Source organism: Saccharopolyspora pogona, assembly GCF_014697215.1.
Lineage (GTDB): Bacteria > Actinomycetota > Actinomycetes > Mycobacteriales > Pseudonocardiaceae > Saccharopolyspora > Saccharopolyspora hattusasensis.
Genome location: NZ_CP031142.1, coordinates 4,109,186 through 4,127,312, shown reverse-complemented (window position 1 = coordinate 4,127,312; position 18,127 = coordinate 4,109,186). Strand labels below are relative to the sequence as shown.

The 18,127-nt window shown below is 66.9% G+C and carries 23 protein-coding genes and 1 pseudogene; 8 read left to right on the top strand and 16 right to left on the bottom strand.

Features of this window, described 5'->3' with window-relative positions; translation table 11 throughout:
* Window positions 1–31: 31 nt before the first annotated feature.
* Genes DL519_RS18700 through DL519_RS18690 form a run of 3 tightly spaced genes read right to left on the bottom strand, consistent with a single transcriptional unit; the run spans window position 32 to window position 2,645 of the window.
* On the bottom strand, window positions 32–229 hold the full coding sequence (locus DL519_RS18700; protein WP_190816658.1) for a hypothetical protein: 198 nt from the start codon (window positions 227–229) through the stop codon (window positions 32–34).
* A gap of 36 nt (window positions 230–265) precedes the next feature.
* Window positions 266–517 carry a recombinase family protein gene (locus DL519_RS18695; RefSeq protein WP_190816656.1) on the bottom strand — a complete coding sequence of 84 codons (252 nt, stop codon included), beginning with the start codon at window positions 515–517 and terminating at the stop codon, window positions 266–268.
* A gap of 49 nt (window positions 518–566) precedes the next feature.
* Entirely contained in the window at window positions 567–2,645 is a 2,079-nt protein-coding gene (locus tag DL519_RS18690) for an ATP-binding protein (RefSeq protein WP_223839236.1), read from the bottom strand.
* Window positions 2,646–3,200: 555 nt separating this feature from the next.
* Between DL519_RS18690 and DL519_RS18685 the strand changes: the two genes are divergently transcribed.
* The 4 genes from DL519_RS18685 to DL519_RS18670 all read left to right on the top strand — a co-directional run bounded on the left by DL519_RS18685 (window position 3,201) and on the right by DL519_RS18670 (window position 4,545).
* Window positions 3,201–3,587, top strand: coding sequence for an OmpA family protein (locus tag DL519_RS18685; protein WP_190816652.1), 387 nt, complete (start codon window positions 3,201–3,203; stop codon window positions 3,585–3,587).
* Window positions 3,588–3,606: 19 nt separating this feature from the next.
* Entirely contained in the window at window positions 3,607–3,879 is a 273-nt protein-coding gene (locus tag DL519_RS18680; RefSeq protein WP_190816650.1) for a hypothetical protein, read from the top strand.
* 75 nt (window positions 3,880–3,954) lie between these two features.
* The gene (locus tag DL519_RS18675; RefSeq protein WP_223839234.1) at window positions 3,955–4,281 is read left to right on the top strand and encodes a MerR family transcriptional regulator; all 327 of its coding nucleotides are present in this window, start codon (window positions 3,955–3,957) and stop codon (window positions 4,279–4,281) included.
* Window positions 4,282–4,383: 102 nt separating this feature from the next.
* Complete coding sequence (locus tag DL519_RS18670; RefSeq protein WP_190816648.1) at window positions 4,384–4,545, top strand: hypothetical protein; 162 nt, start codon at window positions 4,384–4,386, stop codon at window positions 4,543–4,545.
* A gap of 49 nt (window positions 4,546–4,594) precedes the next feature.
* Here DL519_RS18670 and trhA read toward each other — a convergent pair whose 3' ends face one another.
* The 9 genes from trhA to DL519_RS18630 all read right to left on the bottom strand — a co-directional run bounded on the left by trhA (window position 4,595) and on the right by DL519_RS18630 (window position 11,375).
* On the bottom strand, window positions 4,595–5,287 hold the full coding sequence (gene trhA, locus DL519_RS18665; RefSeq protein WP_190816646.1) for a PAQR family membrane homeostasis protein TrhA: 693 nt from the start codon (window positions 5,285–5,287) through the stop codon (window positions 4,595–4,597).
* Window positions 5,288–5,334: 47 nt separating this feature from the next.
* Window positions 5,335–5,463 (bottom strand): hypothetical protein, encoded by a 129-nt coding sequence (locus DL519_RS48790; RefSeq protein ID WP_263399666.1) that lies wholly within the window; start codon window positions 5,461–5,463, stop codon window positions 5,335–5,337.
* Window positions 5,464–5,643: 180 nt separating this feature from the next.
* A complete protein-coding gene (locus DL519_RS18660) occupies window positions 5,644–5,820 on the bottom strand; it encodes a hypothetical protein (RefSeq protein ID WP_190816644.1) in 177 nt (58 codons plus the stop codon).
* On the bottom strand, window positions 5,820–6,212 hold the full coding sequence (locus tag DL519_RS18655) for an STAS domain-containing protein (RefSeq protein WP_190816642.1): 393 nt from the start codon (window positions 6,210–6,212) through the stop codon (window positions 5,820–5,822). Before DL519_RS18655 ends, DL519_RS18660 begins: the two co-directional genes overlap by 1 nt.
* Window positions 6,213–6,541: 329 nt before the next feature.
* A complete protein-coding gene (locus DL519_RS18650) occupies window positions 6,542–6,745 on the bottom strand; it encodes a cold-shock protein (RefSeq protein WP_190816640.1) in 204 nt (67 codons plus the stop codon).
* Between the two features lie 366 nt (window positions 6,746–7,111).
* Window positions 7,112–8,086: a tyrosine-type recombinase/integrase gene (locus DL519_RS18645; RefSeq protein ID WP_190816638.1), complete on the bottom strand. Its 975-nt coding sequence runs from the start codon at window positions 8,084–8,086 to the stop codon at window positions 7,112–7,114.
* Window positions 8,087–8,293: 207 nt separating this feature from the next.
* Window positions 8,294–9,595: a tyrosine-type recombinase/integrase gene (locus tag DL519_RS18640; protein WP_190816636.1), complete on the bottom strand. Its 1,302-nt coding sequence runs from the start codon at window positions 9,593–9,595 to the stop codon at window positions 8,294–8,296.
* Window positions 9,596–9,978: 383 nt separating this feature from the next.
* Complete coding sequence (locus DL519_RS18635) at window positions 9,979–10,302, bottom strand: helix-turn-helix domain-containing protein (protein WP_190816634.1); 324 nt, start codon at window positions 10,300–10,302, stop codon at window positions 9,979–9,981.
* Window positions 10,299–11,375, bottom strand: coding sequence for a tyrosine-type recombinase/integrase (locus tag DL519_RS18630; RefSeq protein WP_190816632.1), 1,077 nt, complete (start codon window positions 11,373–11,375; stop codon window positions 10,299–10,301). The genes DL519_RS18635 and DL519_RS18630 overlap by 4 nt, the downstream gene beginning before the upstream one ends.
* Window positions 11,376–11,457: 82 nt before the next feature.
* Between DL519_RS18630 and DL519_RS49440 the strand changes: the two are divergent.
* Window positions 11,458–11,829 (top strand): annotated as a pseudogene (locus DL519_RS49440) (hypothetical protein); the annotation flags it as partial.
* Here DL519_RS49440 and DL519_RS50155 read toward each other — a convergent pair.
* The 3 genes from DL519_RS50155 to DL519_RS18610 form a co-directional block, all read right to left on the bottom strand.
* Window positions 11,806–12,174, bottom strand: a complete 369-nt coding sequence (locus DL519_RS50155) for a hypothetical protein (protein ID WP_397545062.1) — start codon at window positions 12,172–12,174, stop codon at window positions 11,806–11,808. The pseudogene DL519_RS49440 and the gene DL519_RS50155 sit on opposite strands and share 24 nt — an antisense overlap.
* Before the next feature lie 707 nt (window positions 12,175–12,881).
* Window positions 12,882–13,892, bottom strand: coding sequence for a CobW family GTP-binding protein (locus tag DL519_RS18615; RefSeq protein ID WP_190816630.1), 1,011 nt, complete (start codon window positions 13,890–13,892; stop codon window positions 12,882–12,884).
* Window positions 13,889–14,191 (bottom strand): hypothetical protein, encoded by a 303-nt coding sequence (locus DL519_RS18610; RefSeq protein ID WP_190816628.1) that lies wholly within the window; start codon window positions 14,189–14,191, stop codon window positions 13,889–13,891. The genes DL519_RS18615 and DL519_RS18610 overlap by 4 nt, the downstream gene beginning before the upstream one ends.
* Window positions 14,192–14,417: 226 nt before the next feature.
* Here DL519_RS18610 and DL519_RS18605 point away from each other — a divergent pair, with 226 nt between their 5' ends.
* A complete protein-coding gene (locus tag DL519_RS18605) occupies window positions 14,418–15,257 on the top strand; it encodes a metal ABC transporter solute-binding protein, Zn/Mn family (protein ID WP_190816626.1) in 840 nt (279 codons plus the stop codon).
* 39 nt (window positions 15,258–15,296) lie between these two features.
* Here the strand turns inward: DL519_RS18605 and DL519_RS18600 are convergent, their stop codons facing one another.
* Complete coding sequence (locus tag DL519_RS18600) at window positions 15,297–15,503, bottom strand: hypothetical protein (RefSeq protein WP_190816624.1); 207 nt, start codon at window positions 15,501–15,503, stop codon at window positions 15,297–15,299.
* A gap of 209 nt (window positions 15,504–15,712) precedes the next feature.
* On the opposite strand from DL519_RS18600, the gene DL519_RS18595 reads away from it, so the two are divergent.
* Window positions 15,713–16,009, top strand: coding sequence for a hypothetical protein (locus DL519_RS18595; protein ID WP_190824061.1), 297 nt, complete (start codon window positions 15,713–15,715; stop codon window positions 16,007–16,009).
* A gap of 413 nt (window positions 16,010–16,422) precedes the next feature.
* Window positions 16,423–17,772, top strand: a complete 1,350-nt coding sequence (locus DL519_RS18590) for an IS701 family transposase (RefSeq protein ID WP_449619145.1) — start codon at window positions 16,423–16,425, stop codon at window positions 17,770–17,772.
* Window positions 17,773–18,127: the final 355 nt, after the last annotated feature.

The following is an 18,127-nucleotide window of genomic DNA, read 5'->3' as shown; positions in this document are numbered from 1 at the left end:
CCGAAGCTTCCTCGTGCCACCGCCCCGCCTCTCACCGCGTGTCCGACAACTCTATCGCTTGTTTCATGCAGTGGATCATTCGGCGTTGCTTCGCTGACCGCTGCCCATACAACCGGCCCGAAAACGACGTCACCACCGCCGGCATGTCCCGCACCAACTCCGGCTCCGCCGACGAATCCAGCTCCTCATCCGCACCGATCGCCTCCAGATCAACTCCGAACGCAGGCAACAACACATCCCGGATCACCCCGATACCGAACCGGGCTCAACGCTCCTCGTGTTCCACCACCAACGTCACCACCTCGGGACGCCGGCAGGCATCAAGAGCACGCCGAAAACCACGACGATCATCCGAGAGCCCAGACGCCACATCCCACAATTCCCCCACCGCGACACGGCCCTCGCTAGCGTGCCGCAACCGCGTGATCTGCCGGTCAAGATCACCCTCGCGGCGCTGGCGTTGCGAGGACACCCGCGCATACAACACCACGCCCTCACCAGGTGCTACGACCAACAACGACCGATAACCTAGGAAACAGCGCCAAACCCGTGTCCGAGGGGACTTGTCACAGGGATGAATCGGAGGCTTTGTGACCTGTTCGTGCCCCGGCGACCATGGCGGCGATTTGGCTGCGCGAGGTGAAGCTGAGCTTGGTGAGGATGTGTTCGACGTGGGCTTCGGCGGTGCGTTGGGAAATGACGAGTGTTTGGGCGATTTGTTTGTTGCTCATTCCCTGTGCCACTAGGGATGCGACTTCGCGCTCGCGTTTGGTGAGCTGTTCGGTTGGCTCGTCCTGGGCAGGTTCCTTGTGGGCGGGGGCTTTGCCGAGGATCCGTCTTATGACCTGGTCGATCGGCATGCGTGTGCCTGCCTCGAAGGCATTGGCGTAGGCGGTCTCGCCTAGAGCCTGCCGAGTTTGTTCTTGGCAGCGGTCGTGGTACTCGTCGAAGTAGGAGAACAGCATGCCTCCGTATTCACTGCGCAGGGCATAGGCGGTTCCGGCCAACTGGACGGCTTGCTCGCTGCGACCCATGCTCGCAGCGATCCAACTCATGGTCTCGAGGCATATCGCAGTGCAGTTCTGGTCGTGGAAATCGCGTTGTGTGGCGAGGCATTTCAGCTGAAGTGCTTCCGCATTGTGCCCGTCACCATGGCGCCACGTTTCGAATCCGAGGCCCCACAGCGCGTATGCCCGGCGCCAGCGCTCCCCGTGGTGCTCGCAGAAATCAAGGAGTTCTTGCCACTGGTTCATGGCTTGTTCTCGGTCGTGGCGCAACGAGTAGCTGATGCTGAGACACACCAACGCAGCGGGAAGCCAGTACAACTCGCCAGAGTTGCGGTGCTGGGCGACGAACTCTTCGAGCAGCGCGATCGCATGCGAGAAGTCGCGTTTGAGCATGGCAACGAAGGCTTCGGGGACTTTCCTGTGCGATGCGGAGGCGACGTCGCCGAGGTCGGCGGCCAGTTGTCGGTGCTCTGCGAGCATGCGGTTCGCCGTGGTGAGGTCGTTTTGCAGGAGTGCGAGGTGGCTGGCGCTGAGGAGCGCCCAGGCTCTGGTTTCGCTCGGTTCGACGTCTCGCGCCAGAAGGCGGTCGAACCAGCGGCGTCCCTCGCTGGTGAGTCCGTTGACCCTCCACACGTCCCGGTATGCCTCAGCGATGCGCAGGCCCTCGTGGGATTCTCCAGGTTCGGCAAGGTCGAATTCGAGTGCGGCGCGAATATTGGGGTGCTCCAATCGCATTCGTTTCGCACACTCGACTTGGCTGGGCCCGAACCAGCGGTCGTGCGTGTCTTGGGCCAGCTTCAGGTACCAGTCCCGGTGCCGCTTCTGAAATTCACCTTCACGACCTTCTTTGCGCAACGCCTCACGGCCGTACTGGCGGATGGTTTCCAGCAATCGGTACCGGACTACGCCGTCACGTTCGTCACGGCTGATGACGGACTTGTCCAGCAGGCCGGCTACCGCTGTGAGCATGTCCCGTCCCGGCAGAGCGGCGTCGGAGCAGACGTTCTCGGCCGCGTCGATGTCGAAGCTTTCGGCGAACACCGACGCTCGGCTCCAGAGGGCTCGTTCCTGTTGGGTGCAGAGCTGGAAGCTCCAGTCGATCGATGCGCGAAGTGTCTGGTGTCGGGGGAGCGCGGCGCGGTTGCCGGACGTGAGCATGTTGAACCGGTCGTTCAGGCGCTGCAGGAGTTGCGCGGGTGAGAGGATTCGGAGGCGCGCGACAGCGAGTTCGATTGCCAAGGGGATTCCGTCCAGTCGTCTGCACAGGCCTGTTACTGCTTGGCCGTTGTGCTCGTCGATTTCGAAGTGTGGCACCGCAGCAGCCGCTCGGTCCTCGAAGAGTTTGATCGCCTCGAATGCGCGCAATGCCTCAGCGGGCCGTGGTGCGTCGTCGGACGGGAAGCGGAGGGTCGAGACTGGTTGAATGAGCTCTCCGGTAATGCCCAGTGCTTGTCGGCTTGTGGCCAGAACTCTCAGGTCCGGGCACCGTCGCAGCAGGGTCGCCACGAGACGGCTGCACGTGTCCAGCAGGTGCTCGCAGTTGTCCAGAACGAGCAGAAGTCGCCGGTCCGCCAGCTTTCCAGCCAGTGTGTCCGGAGTCCAGCGGGTGTACTGATCCTGGAGCTCCAGGGAGGTCACGACCGCCTGAGACACCAGGCCACCGTCTTCGAGACCTGCGAGTTCCACCACGTATACGCCGTCGGGAAACGACCGCCGCATCTCCCATGCGGCCCGTATCGCAAGCCGGGTTTTGCCGACGCCGCCAACGCCGGTGAGTGTCACCAACCGGAACGCCGACAGCCCTTTCCGGACCTCGCTCAGCTCAGTTCGCCGTCCGATGAAACCGGGCAGGTCGGCGGGCGCGAAGGCCTGGGGATCTCGTACGCGCCGTGGCATGGTGGCTCATCCGTTTGTTCGGTCTTCTCGACGCTTAACCCAACGATAACGGTGGCGCGGGCGCTCAGCCGTGTGGCGCTTCCGCCACATCGCGAGGACTGAGGCTTCGATTGGGCTAGGTCGTCGGGGCGATGAGTTCAGCGGTGTTCAGCCAGCGGTCGAGCCCCCGATCCGCGCCAAGATCGAGAAGTGTGGATCGAGATCTGCCGAGCAAGCGGCGCGAGGACCTGCTCGGTCGACACTCAGCCCACTCGGGGCGGACCCTCCCGCTCGGCAACACCGGTGCCGGTAGTGCCGATGCCGACGTTTGCCACCGTGATCCCGCCACGGGCGGGAACGGTCTCCTACGCCGTGCCCAGCGAGTTGTTCTTCGAAAGCGACACGGCGACGCCGCTGGCCGGCGCCGCTGACCGGCTGAGGCCCGTCGCCGAGCAGCTCAAGCGCGGGGCCTCCGCGAAGCTGATCGGTCATACCGCCAGGTACGGGGACCGCGACGGTGCCCGGACGTTGTCCGCGGAGCGTGCCCGGGCCGTAGCCCGCGCACTGGTGGCCGCCGGAGCGCCACCGGCGAGCATCACCGAAGTCACCGGCGAGGGATTCGATCGGCCGCTGCGCGACTCCACCGACGCGCTAGCCGCCGATGCCGCCCAGCGCTGCGTCGAGATTCTGATCACCACCCAGTAAGACAAGGAGAAAACACCTGATGATGTCCACTCCCACCACCACCCAGCCGGTCGCCAGCGTGCCGCTGACCATCCGGTTCACCCACCCTCTGATGGCGCACGAAATCGACGTGCTGAACATCCGCGGCCACGACGCGAACGGCCAGGCCCAGCTGACCGACGGGGAAAAGCGGCAGCTGGCCAAGGCCGACAACAAGGTGGAGCGCCCACGCCGCCGGGCCGAACGAGCAAAGTCACTGTTTTTCCCGCCGCCCCAGTCCCGGTGTTCGTGGATGGAAGAGCGGCCTGAGTAGTGAGTAATTACCCCCTGCGGCCCCCGGTGCACCACTGGTGCGCCGGGGGCCTTGTTGAGGGGTGAGGGAGCGGTATTGAGCGAGGATCGGCACGGCGCCGGCGCGAAGTTCGACGACGAGGATTACCCCGCCTACACGATGGGGCGGGCTGCGGAGATGCTTGAGGTGACCCAGCCGTTCCTGCGGTCGCTGGAAGAGGCTGGCCTCATCGATCCGGCGCGTTCGGCCGGGGGGGGGGGGGGGGGGCACCGGCGCTACTCGCGCCGTCAGTTGCGGCGGGCTGAACGCGCCCGCGAACTCATCGATCAAGGCACTCCGGTGGTGGCGGCGTGCCGGATCATCACTCTCGAAGACCAGCTCGCTGAGCACACCGGCCCGCCGGAGCCTGGCGCACAGAGTTAGCTCGCGCGTCGACGTCGGCGTGTGCCCTGGTCACGATGCCGCACAGGTGGTCCTGGGGCGGGCAACGCTGTCGCGATGCTGCAGAGATGAGGAGAAGTGCCCGTGCGTGCCCGACTGGCCAGTGCATGGCTGTCTGTGGCGTTGGTGGTCTACTTCGTGGTGACCGCGCCTGTTGAGGCCGCTGATCTGACCCGCAGCCTGCTGGGCCGACTCGCCGCGGCAGCCCACAGCGGCATGGTCTTTCTGAACAACCTCGCCACGTGACGGACCCCCGGCGCTCCCAGGTGGGAGGGCCGGGGGTCTGCTCGGCCCGTCAAGGGGTGGCGGGTGTGATGGGCAGGAGGAGCCAGACGGTGATGTGGTGGCAGATCGCCGCTGCGGTGACGGCGGTGTGGAAGACCTCGTGGTAGCCGAACGTGCTCGGCCACGGGTCGGGCCACCGGGTGGCGTAGCTGATGGCTCCGAGGGTGTAGAGGATGCCACCGGCCAGTAGCAGCACCAGTCCCGCGACACCGGCGGTGCGCAGTAGGTCGCCGAGGACGAACACCGCGACCCAGCCGAGGGCGATGTAGAGCGGGACACCGACCCAACGGGGCGCGTGGGGCCAGGCGAGTTTGAGCAGCATGCCGCCGAGCGCTCCGGCCCAGACCACGCCCAGCACGATGCGCGCGGTGTCCTGGGGCAGGGCCAGGAGACTGATTGGGGTGTAGGTGCCTGCGATCAGCAGGAAGATCATCGAGTGATCCAGCCGCCGCATCCACGTGCGGGCGCGCTCGGGGCGCCACGTGATGAGGTGATAGACGGCGCTGACACCGAACAGGCCGAGCACTTCGGCCATGTAGAGCGCCACGGCCACGGCTGTCGCCGGCGGGCCGGTCGCGGCGGCCAGGGTGATCAGCACCGTGCCGGAGGCGGCGAACCCGATCACGCTGGCCAGGTGAATCCACCCTCGCATCCGGGGTTTGACCGAAGCATAGGCGCGACGCGTCATCAAAACTTCGCTCATGCCACCAGGATACGAATGTTCGTGCCGCGCACGGCTGATGCGGTCGATCACCGATCTCCGGGCTCGTCGGCGGTAAACGGGGTGCGCAGCGGGCGCAGAGTCCACTCGTCCTGATCTGCGCGCCGACGCTGGAGGGCTGTGGTGGTGCGGGGCAGGCCCGGCTCGAGGAACGCCACAGGCGCCACCGGCCTCCGGTCGCGGGATTTGTCTCCGCGGGGTGGGCGCGGGTCGTGGCCGCTCCGAGGCCCGTTGCCGGGGCGGAGGGAGGTGGAGAGGTTCACAGGAAGGTCCTTTCGGAGGTCTGATGCCCGCGGCCGCACGCATGAAGCCCACGGGTGTGGCCAGTGGTGGGGTGGTCAGTCGGCGTCGGTGAGGAACACGCGTCCTCCGCCGTAGGCGGCGAGCTGGTGGTGGGCGCGGGCGATCGCATCGTGTTCGGTGCCGGCGATGCGCGCGGTGTGCTGGCCTTCGGCATCGGTGATCTGCCAGGCATCATCGGACAACGTCCGCGCGACGTGGCGGGAGTGTCGCATCAAGCCATCACCGCCGCGGTGTGCTGCCGAGGCGCAGGTGTCGTGGCCGTGGTGGTCGCGAACTCGGCGCGAGGGCTGCGGGCCGGGAGTGCGCTGACCCCGGCCGCATGCAGCACGCGGTGCACGCGGGGCGCTGCGTTGATGATGTGGAGGGGAATGTGCCGGTGGGCCGCGTAGGCGTGTGCGGCGACGAGGAGGTCGAGCCCGGCGGCATCGATGGTGGTGGCCAGGTCCAGGTCCAGGAGCGTTTCCGGTGGTCCGGTCAGCACGTGCGGCCAGAGCCGCTCGGCCAGCAGGGTGACACCGTCGCCGGCGAGGTCACCATCCACTGTGAACACTGTGGGCAGGGTCGTGATCAGGCTGTAGTTAGCCCGCATCGGGATCCAATACACGTCGAAGGATCCTGCGGCCTGGCGCAACGCAGAGAGTTGCCGCTGCAGGCCGCAGGTAGAAACAAGGTTCCGGGAACCCGGCACGTGGAAACGCGCTCGGCTCAACCGGAATGGAGCTGAACGGGTGTTGCAGCAGGCTGCGGCCAGCCGCTTCGTTGCGCGCCCAGTGGTGGGCAGCGTCGTCACGGTGGCGTGCGTGCTGCTGGACTAGATCGGTTCGGCCCGTCTCAACCGCACCGCGAGTGGCGGGGTGCGGGAGCTATGCCGGGTGAAACCGCGGTCCCCGGCCCGCACACGAGGTGCGGGCCGGGAAGAAACTCAGCGGAGCCTCAGACCACGCGCACGAGGTCGGCCTGCGGGCCCTTGGGGCCCTGGCTGACCTCGTAGGCCACCTGCTGGTCCTCGTCCAGGCTGCGGAAGCCGCCGGCGTCAATGGCCGAGTAGTGCACGAACACGTCCGGGCCGCCCTCGTTCGGGGCGATGAAGCCGAAGCCCTTTTCCGAGTTGAACCACTTCACGGTTCCGTTAGTCATGTCAGTCTCCTTCGGGAGCTGGGGTATGACGGGCACCCACACCGCGCGGAGGCCCGGGCCGGGGGATCTCAGACGGCGGCTCACTCCAGCTACAAACCAAAGAAAGAAGCTCGCCCGCATCAACATCCTGCGAGCATGCACAAAACACGAACCCAGAAATACAACGACCACCGATCACCCTACACGCCCCGCGTGCCGTCAACACCCGGGGCGCACCGGTGGACTCACTCAGCGCCCGGCTCTGGGGCGGCATCAGGTGGCGCCGCGGGCCGGGAAGCGCCAGCGCGGGACTCCGCCGGGGCAGGCGCATCGTGGCTTGGACCGCGCACCACGCGCCGCGTCGAGATGTCCGATCAATCCACGACCTCACCGGCGAGCATCGCCGGGCGCGAGCAGGCTGGTGACCTCGGCGATCGCCTGGTCGGAGGGCTTGAAGTAGCGGCGGACGTTCTCCGGCTTCTTATGCCTCGACTTCGCCATCAACAACAGCAACGACGCGCCCTGCTCGCCGAGGTGGGTCAACGCCGAGTGGCGGAACTCGTGCAGATCCCACCCGGTACCGGGTCCGCGCATCGCGGTGTGGGCATCCAGCAGAGCACGAGCCTGGCCGTAGGACAGCCGGGCGAGTTCGGTGTCCGGGCAGGTGTCGCGGGGGCCAAGGATCTTGCCGGGGCCGGGACGGCGATGGGTGAGAAACACCGGGCCGCGGGTGCGGCCCTTGAGCAGCCGGGGCAGCAGGCGGGCGGCCCCGGCGTCCCAGTAGACGGTCTCCAGCACGACGTCCTCGCGGGCCTGCCCGCGGCGGCGGGTTTTCGCCCGTGCTCCCTTGGCCTTCACCGCCGCGCGGCGCCCGGTGAGGTCGAGGTCCTCGATGTTGAGTCCGAGGATCTCTTCGGCACGACCGGCGGTTTCGTAGAGCATCCGGTAGAGCGTCTTCTCCCGAAGTGCGACCTCGCGGCGGGCCACCAGCCGGTCGATCGCCAGCCGGGAGCGGACCGGGGTCTCCGAATCCGGGGTCGCGAGGCGCTTGCACCATCCCGGCACGGCCGGGGCGTCACCGCGGTCCCGGCACCAGGCCAACCACGAACCCACTGCGGCGCGGCGGGCGTTCCAGGTGCTCACGGACGCACGGCCCCACAGCGATTCCAGGGCCTCGCCGACGTCGTCGTCGGCCACCGTCGCCAGCGGCCGGTGCTCGCCGAGCTTCTCGGCGGTCTTGCCGACCGCCGTGGCGTAGCTGCGGATCGTGTTCGGGTTCGCTAGCGAATCGAGGAACAGCTCGGCCGCCCGGCCGACGGTCAACGCCGAAGGGTTCGTCGGTAGCGCGACGACGGTGGACACCGCGTTCTCTCCTTGCCACAGATAACAGGGCCGCTTCGCGCACCGTTGCGGGCGCGTTCCCGCAGGACTTGATCAACGGTGCCGCAGATAATAGAGCGTTATCTGTGGGAAGACTTCACGAACCGGCCGAAGCCAGCGTCTCGTTGGTCGGCGACCAGGGACTTCAAGGGCTTAGCGCACGATCCGACATGGATGTTCCTCACGCCCCTAGAGTCCCGTGGGTTCAGCGCGAGTGAAGGTTCCTCGTTGGGAACCCGAGGGTGGGTTGCCACCAGGAGCAGGGCTCGACCCGTGGGTTCGAGGTGAACCGACAGTATCGTGTTCGAGCGGACTTTCCAGCAGCGCCCGCGCTGCGGTGGCGTAGCGCAGGGCGGTCTTCTCGTCGAGTCCGAACACGACCGCGAGGTGCAGCGGGTCGGCGCCGTGGGTGAGAGCTTCCTCAAGCTGCCGATCGACGCGCAGGCGTTCGAGGGTGGCTTCGCGGCCTCGGAACGCCGCTTTCAGCCAGACAGCGCTGACAGGCCCGGTTTCCAGTGCGGTCTGCTGGTTGACGAGCAGGTGCGCGTTGGCGGTGTTCGGCCAGCGTGAACGCCGATAGTCCAGCCAGTTCAGCAGTTCGCGGTGGGTGAGCTCGTCGAGCGGTCGGCTTCGGCCAGCGATGGTCAAATGCCTGTTGCCGAGATCGATGTCGTCGAGGTGCAAGCGCCGAATCCCGCCGGATCGGGCGGCGTGGACGATGGCCAGGGCGATGATCAGCCGGTCCGCCGGCCGGACGGCGGCGATGACGGTCTTCTCGATCTGGTCGGGCTGAAGCGGCTGGACCAGCGTGGAGTGGCGTTCGCCGACCCGGATCCGGGCAGTGGGATTCCGGAAGATGCCGCCGGTCTTCTTGGCCATACGGAACAGGGATCGCAGGGCGATCAGCGAGTTCTGCCGCTGGGAGCCGTGAAGGGTGTCGAGGGCGTTGAGCACGTCGTCACGGGTGACCTCGCGCAGGTGGTCGTAGCGATCCGACCAGGCCAGCAGCAGCGGGCGGGCGTAGTTGAGGTAGTTCCAGACCGTCTCGACGTTCCTCGGCCGGGCGCGGGGTCCGCCATCGCGTAGTGCTCGTAGCCATCGCTCGGTTTCGCGGGCGATTCCTGGTGCGATGCCGTCGAGTTTGCGTTCCAGCCAGTCCTCGAAGGACGGTCGTCGGTCGTCGAGGAGGATGCCCATCTCGCCGAGCACGTCGGCGGTGCGTTCACTGCTGACGCCGAGCGCCCGCAGCGCCGGAAACATCTCGGAGTAGCGAACCACGTCGCCTTCGATGTGACCGGACAGCAGGATCACCAGCGCCCGTTGAACACCGAAGCGGACCCCACGGCCCCATCCACGTGCCTCACCAAGGCGAAAGGCCACGTAGTGACCCCAGTTCAACCACGGGTTCAGCGGGCGGTGCTCGTGTTCGTTGAAGCGGGAGTACTCCCGGGGAAGGTCATCGACCAGTTTCAACTGAACGGAGGCCATCACTGGTCGGGTCACTGGTTCGGGATCAGGTTTTCGTGAACGACCGCGGCCCTTGCGACGTGCGGGCGGCGTAGTCGACGCTCCTCGCGTCGAGCGCATGTCCGCGACGAACAGCTGATGGTGCCGAACACCGGCGATGTGGTGAACCGCCTTGGCCGACCACGATGGTTCACCGGATTCCCGGGCATTCGTGCGGGCCTGGTTCCAGCACAACCGGCAGTAGTCCTTGCGGATCGGCTGATGACGGCCGCATCCGGCGCAGACACCGGGCGTGTGGTTGCGGGCGAACATGTAACAAGCCGCGCAAAGTCCCCGCGCGAACATCTGCCCCCAAGCCAAGCAGCTCTCGCAAGTTCGCACCGATCTCTTGTGCGCTTTTCCCATCGTCAAATCGGCGGCAGGCTGCGGCCGTCACGGCGCTTCGGCGTCACGACAGGGCCACCGCTTCCGGTCGCAGCCTGCGGTGTCTCCTCGCCCTGCGGCTTGCGGACCTGGTCGGGTTCGGGGATCAGCAGCTCGCCGACCTCGCAGCCGAGCACGGCGCAGATGACGTCGAGATCGTCGAGCTTGATGCTGGCCGGTTTCCCGGACCACAGCCCGGACATCTTCCCAGCCGAGATCGCCAGGCCGTGCTCGGCGAGCTGGCGTTGGAGTTCGCTGGCCTTCCAGATGCCGCGGTTGGCGGCGGCCAGGCGCAGGTTCCACCTCATGACAGCAGTCCTTCCAAACGCCTGGCCGCGCGCTGCTGGCCAGCGATCCAGGCGTCCTCGATGCGAGTGCGGTGGACGTGGACGTATTTCATCGTCGTGGCCACCCAAGAATGACCAAGCGCCTCTTGGATGGAGATCAGGTCCATTCCGGACAGATAGAGCTCGCTGGCGCAGAAATGCCGCAACACATGGGGAGTGAGCTTGTCCGCCCAGTCCGGGAGATGCGCGGCAGTGGCCTCGGCCAGCCCGGCGCGCAGCGCGTCGTCACCGACACGTCGGCAGGTGCCGTCGGCGTTGCGGCGTTCGGACGGGAACAGGGGCGCGCCGGGGCGGGTGTGATCGCTGTCGAAGTGACCCCAGACGTCCTCGATGAACCAGCGCAGCGACCGGCCTGCATGGTTGATCAGCGGAACCATGCGTTCACGAGGGCCGCTGCCCCGGCTGCCCTTGCCCATGCGCACGTGGAGCTTGCCGAAGCGGCCCAGATCCCACTTGATGTCGGCCAGGTCAAGGCTGCACACCTCGTTGACCCGCAGCCCCACCTCGGACATCAGCCGGGCTGCTGCGTAGTTGCGGGCGGTCGGGGCGAACTTCCGGCAGGTCGCCAACTCCTCGCGCCACCCGGCGAACAGCGTGGCGATCTCGGCCTCGGTCGGCGGGATGCGCAGCGCGGCGTCCTTGGCCCCGCGTGGCCGGTTCATCTCGTCGATCGGGCACTCGACGACCCGGCCGGTCAGCTGGTGGATCTCGACCTTGTGCCGCAGCTCCAGGAACTGGAAATACGTGGTCAACGCCTGCGCTCGGGCCAGCCGGGTGCCCTTCGCCGCGGTCCGGATGACCTTGCCGAAGTAGGTGTCGGCGTCAGCCGGTTCCATCTCCCACAGCGGCCGGTCGAACCAGGCCCGTATCTGCTCCAGGTGCCCGACATCGCCCCGGATCGTGCCGTCCGCCAGCCCGGCTGACGCGCGGGCGAGAACGAACCCGGCAAGCACGTCGATTTCGAACTCCGCGAGCTCCTCCGGGCTCGCTTCCGGCCGCCGCTCGCGCAGGTCCCGCACCGCTGCCAGGGCCAACCCAAGCCTCCTCGCCTTCACCGGAGCAGAACACTGCTCAATTCAAGCGAGATCATTTCAGAAATACTGAAGAACAATCACAGTGGGGTACGGTCGCGGAGATCACCCTGAACGCCCTGCTCCTGGTGGCAACCCACCCTCACGTTCCCAACGAGGAACCACCGAACTCACGGGATGTCGCACACTCCGGCACGGCAAGGCGAAGAAGGGCTCGCCGCCCAAGCGGCGCAGCGTGGCCACCGTATGGACGTGGACGGCGGAGATCCTGGAGGAGTGGGTCACCGAGTTCCGGCCCAAGCCGGCCCTGACCGGCTCGCCGGCGTTGTGGCCGTCCGAGCGCGGGGAGCGGATCGGGTTGCAGAGGATCAACTCCCGGTTCGCCGCCTACCGCGACGCACTGGGTCTCGCTCCCGGCCTGGACTTCCACGGGCTAAGGCGCTCCTACGTCACGCATTTCATCGAGGCAGGCCGGGACCCGCTTTTTGTTCAATTCCAATGTGGACATGTAGACGGCCGTGCTCATGGTGCTGCGGCTGGTGGTGATCGCGGTAACCGCGTCGTTGTCGCGGACACCGCTTGTCGGGCGGAGTTCGTCTCCTGGTTTGGTGGTTTCCGCGATTCGCCACACCAGTACGTTGCCGTCTTGGTCACCGCTGATGAGGGTCTGTCGGTGGCCGGGGACCCAGGCGAAGGCGGACACAGCGGCTTGGTGCCCGGTGAGGACCACGCCGGCGCGGCCGGTGGGTCCGCGACCGGAGAAGTCCCAGCAGGTGAGGACTTCGGCGGATTCGCAGGCCATCCAGCGGCCGCCGTCCTCGAAGGCCAGGTGCGAGACGGGGGCCGGGAATCCGGACATCTGGAAGTCCGAGCCGTCGTCGACCTTCCAGCCGTGCAGGGTGGCGTCCTGGGAGCCGCCGACGACCCAGCGGCCGTTCGGTGCGGCGGTCAGTCCCGAGATGGCGCCCGGTGCCTCCAAGGTGTTGGTGATCCGGTCGGTCTCGGGTTCGAAGATCGTCACACCTTGGTAGGACGACGCCGCCACGCGCAGGCGGCCGCGCGGCCACAGCACGTTGGTCACGGTGCTGGACAGCGGGGCGGAGCTCCAGCGGGTCGCGCCATCGCGGTCCAGGATCCGCACCCTTCTGCCGTCGGCGACTGCAAGGTACTGGGATTTGTTGTCCCATGCCGCCGAGGAAGACCATCCGGCCGCCTCGCTGCGCAGCGGCTCGCCGTCGATGGCGCTCCACAGCCGCCTGCTTGCCACCCCCAGCGCGGCGATCCGCGTGCCGTCCGGGCTTGCGGTGACGGAGAGCAGAGCATCGTCGAGCTCCCGTTCGTAGCGCGGGGTGCCGTCCGGGTCGATTACGTGTACTGCGCCTTCGGATCCGCCGGCCAGCACGGCCTCCGGGTGCGCGTTTCCGCTGGGCAGTGCGGCGAGGGCGACGACAGGTTCGCCGAGACGGTCCTGCCAGCGGGGCCGCAGCTGCGAATTGTCCAGGGCGGTGGTCACTTCGATGCCTCCGCCGTCGCCGGCTCCAGGCAGGCCCGGAATTCGCGTTCCAGCTGGGCGCGGTCGAGGTTGCGGCCGATGAACACCATCCGGTTCCGGCGTGCTTCGCCGTCGCGCCAGGCCGCACCGAGGTCGCCGTCGTGGAGCATGTGCACGCCCTGGAAGACGTAGCGCTGGTCCGATCCGGCGAGGTTGAGGATTCCCTTGCTGCGGAACAGATCCGTGCCGCGCTCGCCGAGCAGCACGCCCAGCCACTCGTTGAGCTTCTCGACGTTGACCGCGCCGTCGGCCTCGATGCCCACGCTGGTCACCGTCAGGTCGTGCTGGTGGTCGGAGTCCTGGAGGAACTCGGGTTCGCCGGTGAGGATCTTGTCCAGGTCGAACGCGCGCACCCCCAGCACCTCGTCGAGGTCCACGTCGCCGTGCCGGGCGGGCAGGATGCGCACCCCGGCGTTGATGCGGTGGATGCGTCGCCGGACCTCCGCGATCTCGTCCGCGTCGACCAGGTCGGTCTTGTTCAGCACCACGCGGTCGGCGAAGGCGAGCTGTTCGACCGCCTCGTTCTCGGTGCCTTCGGGTTTCTCGTCGTCGAGGTGCTGGACGATGTGCTTGGCGTCGACGACGGTGACGATCGCGTCCAGGCGCAGCTGGGTGCGCAGGGTGTCGTCGACGAAGAAGGTCTGCGCGACCGGGGCGGGGTCGGCGAGCCCGGTGGTCTCGATGAGGATGGCGTCGAAGCGGTCTTTGCGCTTGAGCAGCGCGCCGAGGATCCGGATGAGGTCGCCGCGGACGGTGCAGCAGATGCAGCCGTTGTTCATCTCGAAGACTTCTTCTTCGGCGTCCAGCACCAGGCCGTCGTCGATGCCGACCTCGCCGAACTCGTTCTCGATCACGGCGATTCGCATGCCGTGGTTCTCGGTGAGGATCCGGTTGAGCAGGGTGGTCTTGCCGGAACCGAGGAATCCGGTCAGCACAGTGACCGGCACCCGGTCGTCGTTTCCGCTCATCGCGAGGAGTTCTCCCCTTCGGGTCGGGTGGTCAGGGTCTTCCGGACGGTTTCGTCGTCCACATCGGACATCCGCGCGTGGATCGTCCAGCGCCGCTGGGGCCGGTCGAGCACAGCGATCTTCGTCTCGATGGGCGGGCAGCCGGGCTCGGCGCAGGTGAGCTCCTGCACTGTTACGGCCGCGTCAACGGGCAGGTCGAGGGTGGCGTGCACCAGCCCGGCGATCTCGCCGGCGCGGTCGGCACGGTCGGGGTCGGGCCGGTTCGACCGCCCGAGCAGCCGGCTCAACGCGTCGTTCATCGCACCTCGCAGACGTCGGGAACCATCCGAATCTAGATGATAACGAAAATCATTTTCGATTATGCTCTTGGGTGTTCGTGGCGTCCAGAGGAGGAACTTGATGACGTGCAGTGCAGGCCGCTGGTCCGGGGTGGCTGTGACCACCGCAGGGCTCGGCGCGGCGGTTCTGGTGTTGGCCGGATGCAGTCCGGTCCGATCGGAACCTCGTGAGAACAGGATTGACGTCGTGACCTCAACAAACGTTTGGGGGAGCGTGGTGCAGGAGATCGGCGGCGACGCCGTCGATGTGCGCCCGTTGATCAGCAACCCGGTCGTCAACCCGCACACCTACGAAAGCGTCCCGGAGGACGCGGCCAAGATCGCCGAAGCAGATCTGCTGGTGTTCAACGGCGGCGGCTACGACGAGTTCGTCGAGAAGATCCTGGCTGCTGCGCCGCGCGCCAAGCCGACGGTCGAAGCTTCCGCGCTCGCCGACGAATCGCAGCAGCACGGGCCGCAGCCCCAGGCGGTCGAGGGGCACGGCCACTCCCACGACCACTCGGTCAACGAGCACTTCTGGTACGACTTTCACGCCGTCGACGCAGTCGCCGACCGGATCGCAGCCGACCTTGGCGAGCTGCAGCCCGTGCGGGCGCAGGAATTCGTCGCCAATGCGCAGCGGTTCCGCGCGGGCGTCCGACGGCTTGCGGACCAGGCGCGGCAGATCGCTGCGGCGCGATCGGGTGCCGAGGTAGTGGCGACCGAGCCCGTCGCGTTCTACCTGATCGAGGAGTCCGGGCTCAGCGACGTCACGCCGGACAGCTTCGTCGATGCGGTAGAAGCCGGCAATGATCCGCCCGCCGCCGCTGTCGCGGAGATCCAGGACGCGCTCGATGCGCGGCGGGCTTCCGCACTGGTGTTCAACCCGCAGACGGAAGATCCGGTGACCGCGCAACTGCGCGTTCACGCCGAGCAACTAGGCATCCCGGTGGTCTCGATGACCGAGACCCTTCCTGCGGGCCAGGGTTATCTGCAGTGGATGGGTGCCCAGATCGATGCACTCCGTCGCGCGGAGGGGCTGGCGTGAACGGGGCCGGGGGCGGGGCGGCCGTCCTGCCCCCGGCGGTCAGGCCTGCGTCCGGGTGATGGCGAACATGTCGAGTTCTGCCGTCGCCAGGCGGTGCGGGCGGAGACCTGCCTGCGTGAGTTCTTCGGGCAGCAGCGGCTCAGTGGGTTCTGCGCCGTGCGCAGTGGAATGCCCGGCTCTGGTCGAAACCTGGCACCCGTGCCGCGGCCGGTTGGGCCTTCCGTAGCCGTCCTGTGCGGACCTCATCCGGCGTACTCGTACTGATGTGCTCCGGCCTCCGTCGTCAGCTCTAGGCGTCTCATCGGTGTGGACCTGCAGCGCCTCGCCGCTGATCGCGCTTTGTTCTGGCGCGTAGCTACGGCGCCGGACTGGTCGCATTTTTCTATGCGCATTGCTGCATTCGATACTAGGCTTTTCGGGTCTATGAAATGACCGGAACGAGCGAAAGGTCGATGATGACGATGGCGCATCAAGAGCACCCCACGCACGAACACGCTCACGGTGAAGGCTGCGGCCACGTCGCCGTTCCCCACAGCGACCACGTCGATTACGTGCACGATGGGCACCTGCACCGGGTGCACGACGACCACTATGACGAGTGCGAGCAGGGTGAGCACCTCGTGCACGAAGGGCACGAGCATGCTCACGGTGAAGGCTGCGGCCACGTCGCCGTACCCCACGGCGACCACGTCGACTACATCCATGACGGACATCGCCACGCCGTCCACAGCGACCACTACGACGAGCACTGACCTCGCCCGGTTCTGGTGGGACTAGGTCGGGCTGGACGCCAGGTCCGGCGTAGAACCCTCCTACCGGACCAGGTGGACGGATCCGCAGCGAGCTGGACAGCGCGCCGGTCGCGGCATCGGCCGTTCGTCCTCGTACTCGTCGTCGGTCTCCACCATTCACCCGCAGCGGCATGGTGGAGACCGCTCACCACGTTCGTTTCGCCACGTGTGCGCCGTCTGGTGCTCGCCGAGAATCGGGCGGATATGCCTCGCTAGTACGGCAGCAGCCATTTGGGTTATGACCTGCGGGGACATGTGACTGGGGGGCCTGTGGCGATGGGGAGCAGCCGCCTGTTGATCATGTGTTTGTGAAGACAACAGGATCGCAGGCGGCTGCGGCGCCCAGGATAGGTGCTCGGCTGGCTGAGCGGAAGCTGGGTGAGTTGCTGGAGGGGCTGCGCTGGTGTTTCCGGCGGATTGAGCCGTTCGTGCAGGCCCGTAAGTATGTGCGGGCGGTGATGAGCGAGATGCCGAAGCGGAACGGGTGGACGGTTGCTCAGCATGTCGGGGACCGGACCCCGGACCGGACGCAGCGGCTGCTGAACCGGGCGTGCTGGGATGAGGGTGCGGCAATGACCGAGATCCGGCGGTTCGCGGTGTCCGGGCTGGAGGAGGCAGCCCGCAAGGGCGGGCGGCGGCGCGGGAAGCTCGTGATCGGGGCACTGGATGAGACCGGGCAGCAGAAGAAAGGCGAGTCCACCGCGGGCGTCAAACGCCAGCATATGGGCTGCGCGGGCCGGGTGGAGAACGGGATCAACACGGTGCACCTGTCCTATGTGCGCGAAGGCACCGGGCACGCGTTGATCGGGTTCCGGCAGTGGATTCCCGGCGAGCACATCACAGACCCGGTGCGGTCGCGGCACATGGGGCTACCGGCAGGCCTGACCTTCCGCACCAAAGGACAGCTGGCCATCGACATCTGCACCACGGCGGCCTCGGACGGGATACGGCCCGATTTCTACTGCGGCGACGAGGTTTACGGCAACTGCACCGAGTTGCGGGAGCACTTCGAGGCCGGCCAGCAAGCCTATGTGCTGCGGGTCCAGAAGAACTTCTGGATCACCCTGCCCAGCGGCCTCGTGCTCTCCTGCGCCCAAGCCACCAAGACCTTTCTGCAGGGACTGAAACACAAGCGGCGGTGGGAAATCCGCTCGGCCGGCAAGGGCTCCAAAGGCGACCGGTGGTACGCGTGGGCCTGGATCAGCACCGCCTCGCCCCGGCACTACCTGCTCATCCGCAAGCATCTGCGCACCGGCGAACTGGCCTTCCACTACTGCTTCGTGCCCGAAGGACAACTGCTCACCAAAGCGAGGCTGATCCGCGCCGCCGGACTCCGCTGGCCCGTCGAGGAAGGATTCGAGTTCGGCAAGGACTACTTCGGCCTGGACCAGTCCCAGGCCAGGCTCTACACCGCGATCGCCCGGCACACCGTGCTCGTCTGCGCCGCCCTCGCTGTCTGCGCCGTCACCGCCGCATTGCTGCGCGACCGCACCGACAGCCAAGCCCCCGAACCAGCACACCCGGACCAGCCCCCACCCACCGACCCCGGCCTGATCCCGCTCACCATCCCCGAGATCAAGCACCTGATCGCCAACACCACACCCCAGCCACCCGAACACAAAACCCACTGGGTGAACTGGCGTCGCAAACACCAAGCACGATCACGCTGGTTCCACAAACGCACCAGACTCGCCCGCAACATCGACATCACCCAGGTCAGCTAGCGAATGGCTGCTGCCGTACTAGGCTCCTGAACTGGTGATCTTCGGGTTCTGGGGAGGTTCTGGTTGGCCACGCCACCACGACGGGTGCGGATTGCGAAGTGTTCGATTCATTGTCACTTCGGCCGGACCGCGCCGCTGCGCTGATTACCACGGCGCAAACTCCCAGGTAACCATTGCCCCAGCTACTTGACTCCATCATCGTCCTTCATAAAAACTTCAGCCAAGCGGTCGCTGTCACCCGTTCGCACTACTGAAGCACAGCAGAAACCCGTGACCCTGAGCGCTTATGGGAAGTGCCGATGCCAGGCAACGCGGCCAGGACGGCGGTCCCTCGTTTTAGCCCTGGTCGCGGGAT